Below are 11393 nucleotides of genomic sequence, written 5' to 3' on the forward strand. Positions count from 1 at the left end.
GTACGCGCCGCGCGCGCCGGTCGCAGTCGACGGCCGGCCGGGACCGGTGCGAGGCGCGCCACGTCCGGCGCGCGCCCGGCGGCAGGGCCGGACGGCGCGCGCCGGGGACGAGGCGCGACCGGCCGGCGGCGGCCCGGGTGCCCGCGGGGTGACCGCGCGGTGACACGCCCGGCGCCGCGCGGACCGGCCGCGGGCGCGCCGGGGTCCTACCCTGGGACGGTGCGTTCTCCCCTTGCTCTCGCCGCTCTCGCGACCGTCGCCGTCCCGGGCTTCGACGCCCGCGAGGTGCGGGCCGCCGCGGCGGCGGGGGACGACGACGTCGCCCTGGTGACCGACGGGCAGCGCCGGCACTGGGTGGTCCGCGCGCCGCGGAACGCCGCCGCGGGCGCCGCGCTGGAGGCCGAGCTGGTGCTGCTGACCGCCCTCGGCGACCAGGTGGACGCCGGGAAGCTGCCGTTCGACGTGCCGCGGGTCGCCGGCGCCGCGCCGCTCGAGGAGGGCGGCCGCGTGGTCGTGCACCGCGAGCTCCCGGGCCGCCCGGTCGACCTCGAGCGCGTCGCGCCGGGCCCCGGGGTCGCCGCCTCGCTCGGCCGCTCGATCGCCGCGCTGCACGAGCTGCCCGTGGCGCTCGTCGAGGACGCGGGCCTGCCGGTCTACGACGCCGCCACCTACCGCGCGCGCCGGCTCGCGGAGGTCGACGAGGCCGCCCGCACCGGCCGGGTGCCCGCCACGCTGCTGCGCCGGTGGGAGGAGCGGCTCGAGGACGTCGCCGTGTGGAAGTTCGCGCCGGTCGTCGTGCACGGCGACCTGTCGGCCGACCACGTGCTCGTGGCCGACGGGGCCGTGACCGGGGTGACCTCGTGGGGCGAGGCCAAGGTCGCCGACCCCGCCGACGACCTCGCGTGGCTGCTCGTCGCCGCCCCGCAGGACTCGGTCGACTCGATCATGGAGGCGTACCAGCTGCGCCGCACCGAGCTCACCGACCCGCACCTCGCCGACCGGGCGCTGCTCGCCGGCGAGCTCGCGCTGGCGCGGTGGCTGCTCTACGGCGTGCGGTCCGGCGACGACGAGGTGGTCGCGGACGCCGTGCAGATGCTGGACGAGCTGGACGAGCAGACCCGCGACGTGGCCGAGCCGGGCGCCGCCCCGCTCTGACCCGCGTCAGGCCGGCGGGGCGTCCGTGGCGGCCAGGAGCAGGCGCTCGATCTCGTCCGCGCCCAGCAGGCGCTCCGGGCGGACCGTGCGGCCCGCGCCGACGTAGCAGAACGCGGCGCTGACCCGGTCGAGCGGCGTGCCCGTCCACCGGGACCACGCCAGCCGGTACACGGCGAGCTGCAGCTCCCGCACCGCCGTGGCGGCCGGGTCGCCCGGCGGGGCGCCGGTCTTCCAGTCGACGACGACCACCGCGTCCCGGTCCCCCGGGCGGTCGGGGTCGCGGAACACCGCGTCGATCCGGGACCGCAGCACGTAGCCGGCGACCGTGGTCTCGACGTCGACCTCCACCGCGACCGGCTCCAGCGCGGCCCACGGGGTCGCGAGGAACGCGGCGCGCAGGGCGGCCTCGTCCGCGTCGACCGGCACCGAGTCGTCGTCCGCGCCGGGCAGGTCGTCCAGGTCGACCAGCGCCGGCGACCCGAAGAACCCCTCGACCCAGGCGTGGAACTGGGTGCCGCGCCGGGCCTGGGGGGACGGGCGGTTCGGCACCGGCCGGCGCAGCGCGCGGGCGAACTCGCCGCTGTCCGCGGCCAGCCGGACGACGGCGGACGCGGACAGGTGCGCGGGCAGCTCGACCTCGGGGCGCGGCCGCGACTCCAGCGCGCGCTCGGCGAGCAGCAGGTCGACCGTACGGTCCCAGGGCGTCCGGCGCGCCGCGCCCTCGCCGCCCGCCGCGCGCTCGTCCCGCGCGGCGCGCACCGCCGCCGCGGCCGCCGCCACCGCGGACCGGCGCACCGGCCCGCCCTCGGCCTCGCCGCCGAACGGGTCGGCCGGCCACACCGCGCCCGCCGCCTCCTGCGTCCGCGGGTTCTCGGTGCCCTCGTCGGGCAGGTCGGCCCAGCCGGCGACCCGCGCCAGCCCCGCGTCGACCACCTCGGTGAGGAACAGCGACGGCGGCCGCACCCGCGACCCGTCGCCCCACCACGCGCCGGTCAGCAGCAGCGCCGCGCGCGCCCGGGTGAAGGCCACGTAGGCCAGCCGGCGCTCCTCGGCGACCTGGTGCTCGCCCGCGTCCAGCAGGAACTGCTTGCGCCGCTCCTCCAGGTCCTTCGGGTCCGCGGCGCCCGCGTACGCGAGCTCGGGCAGGTCGTGCCGGTCGCCGCGCAGCGGGTAGGGCAGCTCGCCGAGGCCGGTCAGCCAGGCGGAGTCGGTCGGGCCGTTCGGGCCCTGGGTCCGGGTGGCGGGCAGCCCGCCGTCGACCAGGCCGGCCACGGCGACGGCGTCCCACTCCAGGCCCTTGGCCGCGTGCACGGTGATGAGCTGGACGGCGTCCGGGTCCGGCTCGGCGACCGGCATGTCGAGGCCGTGCTCGTGCGCGTCGGCCGACTCCAGCCACGCGAGGAACCCGCCGAGGGTCGGGTCGTCGGTCGCGTCCGCGTACCGCACGGCGACCTCGCGGAACGCGTCGAGGTGCGCGCGGGCCCGGCCCGGGGCGACGCCCGCGCGGGACGCGACCTCGATGTCGAGGCCCCACAGCCGCTCGGCGTGCGCGACCAGCTCCGGCAGCGACAGGTAGGTGTGCTGCCGGACGGCGCGCAGCACCTCGCCCACGGCCGTGACCCGGGCCAGGCCCGTCGGGGTGAGCCCGCGGCCGGCCGGGCTCCGCCAGCCGGGCGGGGGCGGGGAGTCGACCGCGTCGACGATGCTGCGCTCGTCGACCACGTCGGCCACGACCGGGGCGGGCTCGGCGGCGCCGTCGCCGGGGATCCCCGCGGACGGGGCGCCGTCGATCGCGACGCCGTCGCCCGCGAGCGGGCCGGGCCCGGTGGTGCCGCCGTCGACCGGGCCGCCCGCGCCGCCGCCCGCGCCCGCACCCGCCGCCGACGCCGCCCGGTCCCGCGCCACGGCGGCCGCCGCCCGCGCGTCCAGCCCTCGTGCCAGGTGGGCCGACCAGTCCGCGAGCGCGTGCAGGTCCGCGGCCCCGAGCATGGTCCGCGCCCCGGTGAGCAGCCGCATGAGCGCGTCGCCGCGCGACGGGTCGTGCGCTGCCTGCAGGAGCGCCACGACGTCGACCACCTCGGGCGTGTTGAGCAGCCCGCCGAGCCCGACGACCTCCACCGGGAGCCCGGCCGCCCGCAGCGCCCGGTGCAGCACCGGGAACTGCGCGCGCTTGCGGCACAGCACGGCCGCGGTGACCCGGCCGCCCCCGGGCGCGGGCGCGCCGCCGTCGACGCCGGGCCCGCCCTCGGGCCGCCAGCGCGCGGCGACGAACTCGGCGACCGCCTGCGCCTCCTCCTCCAGCGTCGGGGCGAGGTGCGCGATCACCTCGCCCGGCCCGGCGCCCGGGCGGGCGCCCAGCGTCGGCAGGGCGACCCGCGCCCGCTCCGGCCGGCGCAGCGGCGCGGCGACGTGGTTGGCGGCGTCGAGCACCGCGACGTCGTTCCGCCACGACGTCGACAGCGCGTAGACGGCCGCGGGCCGGCGGTCGCCGTCGGCGGCGACGTCCGGGAAGTCGGTCGGGAACCGCTCGAGGCCGCCCGCGCTGGCGCCGCGCCACCCGTAGATCGACTGGTGCGGGTCGCCGACCGCGGTGACCGGGTGCCCGCCGCCGAACAGCTGGGACAGCAGCACGAGCTGCGCGTAGGACGTGTCCTGGTACTCGTCCAGCAGCACGACCCGGAACCGGGCCCGCTCCCCCGCGCCCACCTCGGGCACGTCCCGGGCCAGCCGGGCGGCGATCGCGACCTGGTCGCCGAAGTCGAGGGCGTCCGCCGCGCGCTTGCGCTCCCGGTACGCCGCGACCAGGTCGAGCATCCGCTGCCGCTCGCGCAGCGAGCCGACCAGCTCGCGCACCTTGGCGTACGGCTGCCGCGGCGGGGTGCCGGGCGGGGTCGCCTCGATGTCGTCGACGATGCCCTCGATGCGGCGGCGCGCCTCGTCGGCGTCGATCAGGTGCTCGTCCAGCGCGCCGGACAGGGTCAGCACCGCCTCCACCACCGTCGACACGGCCGCCGACGAGTCGAGGTCGGCGGTCCACGACTCGACGACCTCGCTCGCGAGCTGCCACTGGGCGGCCTCGCCGAGCAGCCGCGCCGACGGCTCGACGCCGATCCGCAGCCCGTGGTCGCCGACGAGGGACGCCGCGTACGCGTTGTAGGTGGAGATGGTCGGCCGGGCCACGGTGAGCAGCGCCGCGCCGCCGTCCGCCGCGTCCTCGGCGACGGACAGCCCGGGCAGGTGCACGCCCTCGGCCGCCGCGGCGCGCGCGAGGTGCCGCAGCCGGCGGCGCACGCGCTCGGCGAGCTCGCCGGCCGCCTTGCGGGTGAAGGTGAGGCCGAGGACCTCCTCGGGCGCGACCAGGCCGTTGGCGAGCAGCCAGACGACGCGGGCGGACATGGTCTCGGTCTTGCCGGAGCCGGCGCCCGCGACGACCAGCGCCGGGCTCAGGGGCGACTCGATGACCGCGACCTGCTCGTCGGTCGGCGGGTCGCGGCGGAGCAGGCGGGCGATGTCCAGGGCCGACAGCGTGGCGGCGAGGGCGGGCGCGGTCACGCGACCACCTGCCCGCCCTCGTCGCGCAGCGGGCAGGACCGGCGCACCGGGCAGCGGTCGCACAGGGGGTTCGCGGTCGCGGCGAACGACGAGGCGGCCATCCGCTCCGCCACCTCCTCGATGTGGGTCCGGGCCCAGGACGGGTCGTCCGGGGCGTCGGGGCCGAGCGCGGGCTGCTCGCGCAGCGCCGCCTTGTTCTTGTTGACGTCCGAGACGAACACGAGCTGGGCGCCCGCGCTGACCGCCCCGGGGGTCAGCCCCTCGACCGCGCCGGCGTCGACGGCGAGCTGGTAGGCGCCGAGCTGCGGGTTGGTGGTCGCCTCCTGCGCCGACGGCGCCGTCCGGCCGGTCTTGAGGTCGACGACCCGGACCGGCACCGGCCCGCCGTCGCCCGCCCCGCCGTCGGGGTCCGGTGCCGCGCCCGGCTCGGCGCGCTCGACCCGGTCCAGCGTGCCGCGCACCACGGCCCGGTCGAGCTCGAGCTCGAACCGCGCCTCGATCGCCAGCGGCTCGCCGGCCTTCTCGAGGTAGTCCGCGAGCCGCCCGACCATCGCCTCCGCGCGCCGCCGCTCGAGCGTCGCGGGCCAGCCGTGCCCGAGCCCGAGCTCCGGCCACCGCCGGTCGAGCTCCGCGAGCAGCGCCTCCCGGCCGCCCCGCGGGTGCGTCTGCGCGAGCGCGTGCACCAGCGTGCCGAGCGACTGCCGCGCGCTGCTCGGCGCCGTGCCGCCGGCCGCCTCCAGGGCCCAGCGCAGCGTGCAGGTGCCGGCGGTCTCGATGCGTGACGGCGACACCGGCACCCGCTCGCCCTCCGCCCACAGCGGCGCGTCGCTCGACGGGTCCGCCAGGCCGTGCCACTCCGCGGGGTCCGCGCCCGGCACGCCCTCGTCGGCCAGCCGCGCGAGCACGGCGGCCGCCTCCGGGTCGGGGGCGCCCTCGCGCGCGGACTGCTCCAGCCGGCCGCGGAGCTGGGCGACGAGGCCGCGCAGGTCGAGCGGCGCCGGCGCCGCGGTGCGGCGCGGGTCGTCGTCCTCGTCGTTCGGCTCGACCAGGTCGAGGAACGGCGAGGGCTGGTCGTCCTCGTCGGACACGGCGGTCACGAGCAGCACCCGCCGGGCGCGGGACACGGCGACATGGAAGGAGCGGAGCTCGTCGGCGAGCACCGCGGCCCGGGCGGCGGCGCCGGCCTCGGCCGCGGCGTGCGCCTCGCCGGGGGCGGCGCCCGCGCCCGCCGCGCGCCCGGCGCCCCGGCCGGCCAGCACGTCGACCAGCGCCTGGGAGCCGAGCAGCGAGTCCCGGAGCCGCAGGTCGGGCCAGACGCCCTCCTGCACGCCGGCGACCGCGACGACGTCCCACTCCCGTCCCGCGGCACCCGCGGGGGTCAGCACGGACACGGCGTCCCGGCGGGCGCGCGCGGCGATCGTGTCGGACGGCAGCTCCTGCGCCTCGACCCACTCGAGGAACGCGGCGGCGCGGGCCTGCGGCATCCGGTCGACGAACGTCTCGGCCGCCCGGAACAGGGCGAGCGCGGCGTCGAGGTCCCGGTCCGCGCGGGCGCCGCCCGGGCCGCCCGCGAGCGCCGACCGCCGCCACGGCTCGGCCAGGCCGGACGCGTCCCAGATCGCCCACAGCACGGCCTGCGCGTCGGCGCCGGGCGCGGCCGCGGCGTCCCGCCCCGCCGCGAGCACGGTGGCGATCCGGGCCACCGGCCGGCGCACGACCGGCTGCAGCGCGGCCGCGGCCGCCGGGTCCAGCAGCACCTCGACGAGCAGCTCGTCGCTCGCGCGGCCGCCGCCGAGCGCGACCTCCTCCGCCCGCAGGCTGCGGCGCAGCCGGCGCAGGCCCACCGCGTCCATCCCGCCGAGCGGCGAGCAGCACAGCCGCGCGGCGAGCTCGGCGTCCAGGGCGGAGCCGCCGGCGTCCGCGCCGAGCGCGACCCGCAGGGCGTCCAGCAGCGGGCGCACGGCGGGCTCGTCCCGGAGCGGGACGTCGCTGCCGACCACCGCGACCGGGACCTGGGCGGACCCGAGCGCGCGGCGCAGCGCGGTGACCTGGCCGCCGGACCGGGCGATGACGGCCATCTCGGCCCACGGCGTGCCGTCCTCGAGGTGGGCGCGACGCAGGGCGTGCGCGACCCAGGCCGCCTCCTGCGCGGGGCTGGGCAGCACCGCGGCGCGCAGCACGTCGCGCGGGACGGCGTCGCGGCCGGCCGGCGTCGGGGCGGCGCCCGCCTCGCCCGCGTGCGTCGGCGCGTCCCCCGCGGCGGGCTGTCGCGTCGGCCGGACCACCTCGCCGGCCTGCGTGGGGACGCCGCCGGCCGCCGCCGCGCCGGCCCCGGGGACCGGCAGCGCGCGCCGGTGCGCCGCGCCGCCGACCACCGCGACCCGCTCGGCCACCCGCGCCGCCACCCCGCGCAGCACCGGCCCGTGCCGCCGCACGCCGTCGAGCACCAGCCGCGCCGCGCCGAGCTCCCCCGGCCCGGTCCCGGCCACGTCCGCCCGCCCGACCAGCGCCGGCGTCGCGCCGCGGAACGTCTGCACCGCCGCGTCCGGGTCCGCGAGCAGCAGCAGCCGCGCGCCGTCGTCCTGCAGCACCCGCAGCAGCCGCGCCGTCGCCTCGGTCGCCTCCTGGTAGTCGTCGACCACGACCAGGCGCCACCGCGGGCGGGGCCCGGGCAGCTCGTCCTCCCAGGTGCGCAGCACCTCGGCCGCCTCCTCGACGACGACCGCGGGGTCGTACCGCGCGCCGGCGTCGGGGGTGCCCGCGCGGAGCGTCGTCACGTCGACGTACTCCTGGTAGAGCCCCGCCGCGGCGACCCACTCCGGCCGGCCGTGCCGCTCGCCGAGCACCGCCAGGTCCTCGGGCTCGACGCCGCGCTCGGCCGCGCGCATGACGAGGTCGCGCAGCTCGCCGCGGAACGCGCGCAGCGTCAGCGCCTCCTCCGGCACGCCGTCGGGCCAGCGCAGCGGCACGCCCTCCCCCGCCGCGTGCCCGGCGAGCAGCTCGGCGAGCGCCAGGTCCTGCTCCGGGCCCGAGATGAGCGTCGGCGCCGGGTCGCCCAGCAGCGCCGCCCGCGCCCGCAGCACCGCGAACGCCGCGGCGGCCGGGGTGCGCACCATCGCCTGGCCCGTCGTGCGCCGCACCCGGGCGCCGATCCGGTCGCGCAGCTCGGCCGCCGCGCGGCGCCCCGGCGCCAGCACCAGCACCTCGTCCGGCGACGGGAGGTCCGGCGAGGGGAACAGCCCGTCGTCGTCCGCGCCGAGCGCCGCCGCCACCGCCTCGACCGCCAGCAGGGTCTTGCCGGTGCCCGCCGCGCCCACGACCAGCAGCGCGGGGTCGGCGCCCGCCACGACCCGGTCGACCACGGCCCGCTGGTCCGCGCCGAGGCGGACCGGCGCCGGCACGTCCGCGAGCGCGGGGCGCACGAGGCGCAGCCCGGCCGCGGGGGGCGGGCCGGCGGGGGTCGGGGTCACGGCCCCGATCCCATCACACGCCACCGACACCCCGGGCCCGCCGGCGGGGCGCGCCGCGAGCGGGCCGGCGGGGCGCGCCGGGCCGGTGCGCGCGTGCCCGCGGACACCCCGCTGGGCGCCCGCGGGGCGTGGCTATCATCGCCCGATGGACGAGCCCCCCGCCGGCCGCGGACGCCCGGCGCGCATGCCCCGCGCGCTCCGCCGCGCGCAGGTCCTGGCGATCGCCCAGGAGCTGTTCACGTCCGAGGGCTTCCACCACGTCTCGATGGACGACATCGCGGACCGCGCCGAGGTGAGCAAGCCGGTGCTGTACCGGCACTTCCCGTCCAAGCTCGACCTCTACCTGACGGTGGTCGACGCCCGCGGGGACGAGCTGCTGTCCGCCGTCGACGCGGCCGTCGCCATGCACCCGCCGGGCGAGGTCCGCCCGCACGACGCCCGCGCCATCCTCACCGGCGTGGTCCGCGCGTACGTGGACTTCGTCGACGGCGCCGGCGAGTCGTCGGCCCTGCTGTTCGAGTCCGACGTGCGGCACGACCTGGAGGTGCGCGCGCGGGTCGAGCGCGCCACCGAGGCCGTGACCCGCCGGCTGCAGTCCGTGCTCGCCGAGGTGGCCGGGGTGCCGCCCGAGACCGCCGCGCTGCTCGCCCCCTCGGTCGCCGCGATGGCCCAGGCGGCCGCGACCCGCCGGCTGCGGGCGCCGGACGGCAGCGCGGCGCGGGACACGGCCACGCTCGTCGCCCGGCTGGCGTGGGGCGGCGTCGCCGGCTTCGTCCCCGGAGGCGCGGACCCGGGCGCCGACCCCGACCCCGGGCCCGGCGCCGAGCCGGACGACGTGTCCACCCAGGGCGAACGCGGCCCGCTCGACGGCCCCGGGGACGTCCGCCCGGCCTAGGATGACCGGGCAGCGACACGACGGACGAGGAGACGACGAAGCGTGGACATCACGATCGGTGTGCAGAACCTGCCCCGCGAGCTGGTGATCGAGTCGGACCAGACGGCCGACGAGGTCACCGCCGCCGTCACCGAGGCCCTGAACGGCAAGCCGGTGCTCGAGCTGACCGACAACCGCGGCCGGCGCGTCATCGTGCCGTCCGCCTCGATCGGCTACGTCGAGATCGGCACGGAGTCGAAGGGCCGCGTCGGCTTCGGCGCGATCTGAGCCGCACCCGCAGACGCGACGACGCCCCGCACCGGTCCTCCGGTGCGGGGCGTCGTCGTCTGCGGGGCGCGCGCGGCCCCGGGGCGTCAGGCCGTCAGCCCCAGGCGGGACATGCGGCGGGTGTGCTCCGCGGTGAGCTCGCCGAACAGCTTCGCGGGCGCGGCGCCGTCGGCCTCGGGCGCGGCGGGGGCCTCGGGCGCGGGGGCGGCCGCCGCCTCCTCGGCCGAGCGGGCCTCCGCCTCCCGGCGGGTCACCAGGCGGCCCAGCGCGGGGTGCGCGGACATCGCCTGCTGCACCACGCCCAGCGCCTCGCCGACCAGGCGGCGCCCCCAGAGCGCGAGCCGGGACACGAGCACCTCGTCCTGGGCGCCGGCGGCCTCGAGCTCGCCGACCGCGAGGTTCGCGTGCTCCGCGTCGTCCAGCACCTCGAGCAGCAGCGCGCGCGACCGGTCGTCGACGGCGGACGCCGCGATCCGGCAGAAGTCGTCGGAGACGCCGTCGGCCACGTAGGACCGGAGCAGCCGCTCCCACCACGTGCTGGGCTGCGTCCGGGAGTCGAAGTCCTCGAGCAGCCGGGCGTAGGCGCCCAGGCACCGCTCGGGCTCGCCGCCGAGCTCGACGACGCGGGCGAGCACCCGGTCCCGGCGGTCGACCGCGGCGGCGGCGAGCCGGCTGAGCTCGAGCTGCTGGGCGGTGCTGGGGGCGACGCGGGCGTCCTCGGCGAGCCGGTTGAACGCGACGTGCTGGAGGTGGGCGACGAGCCCCAGCAGCTCGACGGTGTCGGCGGCCTCGGGGGCGTGCTGCGCCGGCGGCTGGGCCTGCGGCTGGGCGTCGTGAGCGACCTCGGTCATCCGTCCAGGGTAGCGCCGCCGCCGCGGGGGCTCTCGCCCGGGCCGGGTGCCCCCGGCTAGGATGGGGCCAGTTGAGGGACATCGGACGCGACCTGGAGGCGGGGAGGCGCGTCGCCGTCTCGTGCACCCGGAGGGTCCCTCGTGTCCGCCCTGAACGCCTACGCGCGTCTGTTCCGCCTGGCCGGCCCGGCCTACGTCCTCGTCGCCTTCCTGGGCCGCCTGCCCATGGCGATGGCCCAGCTCGGCACCCTGCTGCTCGTCTCGACCGCCACCGGCACCTACGGCCTCGGTGGCCTCGCCGCGGGCGCGCTCGCCGTCGTGAACGCGGTCGGCGCGCCGGTCGCCGGCGGCCTCGCCGACCGGTTCGGCCAGCGCCCCGTGGTCCTCGTGCAGTCGCTCGCGGGCGCGGCGTCGCTCGGCGCGCTCACGCTGCTCGCGCACGCCGACGCCGGCGGCGCGGCTCTGGTCGCGGTCGCCGCCGTCACGGGGCTCGCGCTGCCGCAGGTCGGCCCGCTGGCCCGCGTCCGCTGGCGGCCGATCACCGCCGGCACGGGCCCCGAGCAGCGCCGCCTGGTCGACGCGGCCTTCTCCTACGAGGGCGCCGTCGACGAGGCGTCGTTCGCGATCGGCCCGGCGCTGGTCGGCGTCGTCGCCGTGTGGCTGTCCCCCGCCGGCGCGCTCGTCACCGCCGCCGTGCTGCTCGCCGTCTTCGGCACCGCGTTCGCCCTGCACCCGACCGCCCGCCGCACCGCGACCGGCCCGCACACCCGCCCCGCGGGCCGGCTGCTCACCCCGGCGTTCGCGGTGCTCGTCGTGGCGCAGGCCGCCGTCGGCGTGCTGTTCGGCGCCACCCAGACCGGCACCACCGTGCTCGCGACCCAGGCGGGCCAGCCCGGCCTCGCGGGCCTGATCCACGCCGTGCTCGGCGTCGGCAGCGCGGCCGCCGGCATCGGCACCGCGTTCATCCCGGCGCGGATCGGGCAGGAGCGGCGGGTGCTCGTCGCCGCCTGCGCGCTCGTCGCGCTGTCCTGGCCGCTGCTGCTGGTCGACTCGCTGCCCGCGCTGACCGCCGCGGTCGCCGTCCTGGGCTTCGCCGTCGCGCCGTACATGATCGGCGTGTTCTCGCTGGGCGAGCGGGTCGTCCCCGCCGGGCGCACCGGCGCCGCGATGACGGCCCTGGCCTCGGCGACCGGGGTCGGCTAC

At 79.8% G+C, this 11393-nt stretch carries 7 protein-coding genes; 4 read left to right on the forward strand and 3 right to left on the reverse strand.

The genetic code is table 11. The features are described 5' to 3' along the window. Positions 1-219: 219 nt before the first annotated feature. Positions 220-1155 (forward strand): phosphotransferase, encoded by a 936-nt coding sequence (locus VER05_RS09870; protein WP_324845183.1) that lies wholly within the window; start codon positions 220-222, stop codon positions 1153-1155. A 6-nt stretch (positions 1156-1161) separates the two neighbouring features. On the opposite strand, the gene VER05_RS09875 is transcribed toward VER05_RS09870, so the two are convergent. After that, positions 1162-4707 (reverse strand): ATP-dependent DNA helicase, encoded by a 3546-nt coding sequence (locus VER05_RS09875; RefSeq protein ID WP_324845184.1) that lies wholly within the window; start codon positions 4705-4707, stop codon positions 1162-1164. Beyond that, positions 4704-8177, reverse strand: a complete 3474-nt coding sequence (locus VER05_RS09880) for a PD-(D/E)XK nuclease family protein (RefSeq protein WP_324845185.1) — start codon at positions 8175-8177, stop codon at positions 4704-4706. Before VER05_RS09880 ends, VER05_RS09875 begins: the two co-directional genes overlap by 4 nt. 145 nt (positions 8178-8322) lie before the next feature. Between VER05_RS09880 and VER05_RS09885 the strand changes: the two genes are divergently transcribed. Beyond that, the gene (locus VER05_RS09885; protein WP_324845186.1) at positions 8323-9072 is read left to right on the forward strand and encodes a TetR/AcrR family transcriptional regulator; all 750 of its coding nucleotides are present in this window, start codon (positions 8323-8325) and stop codon (positions 9070-9072) included. A 42-nt stretch (positions 9073-9114) separates the two neighbouring features. Then, on the forward strand, positions 9115-9339 hold the full coding sequence (locus VER05_RS09890; protein WP_147794234.1) for a DUF3107 domain-containing protein: 225 nt from the start codon (positions 9115-9117) through the stop codon (positions 9337-9339). Positions 9340-9425: 86 nt separating this feature from the next. Here the strand turns inward: VER05_RS09890 and VER05_RS09895 are convergent, their stop codons facing one another. Next, entirely contained in the window at positions 9426-10190 is a 765-nt protein-coding gene (locus VER05_RS09895; RefSeq protein ID WP_324845187.1) for a ferritin-like fold-containing protein, read from the reverse strand. Between the two features lie 141 nt (positions 10191-10331). Between VER05_RS09895 and VER05_RS09900 the strand changes: the two genes are divergently transcribed. Continuing rightward, positions 10332-11393 (forward strand): MFS transporter (locus tag VER05_RS09900; RefSeq protein WP_324845188.1); only part of this gene is annotated, 1062 nt, incomplete at its 3' end.

The organism is Cellulomonas sp., from assembly GCF_035634735.1.
In the GTDB taxonomy this organism is placed as follows: Bacteria; Actinomycetota; Actinomycetes; order Actinomycetales; family Cellulomonadaceae; genus Cellulomonas.

Coding starts and splice junctions, on each gene's coding strand:
- VER05_RS09895 (WP_324845187.1), bottom strand. CDS start 10,190: ATGACCGAGGTCGCTCACGACGCCCAGCCGCAGGCCCAGCCGCCGGCG.
- VER05_RS09885 (WP_324845186.1), top strand. CDS start 8,323: ATGGACGAGCCCCCCGCCGGCCGCGGACGCCCGGCGCGCATGCCCCGC.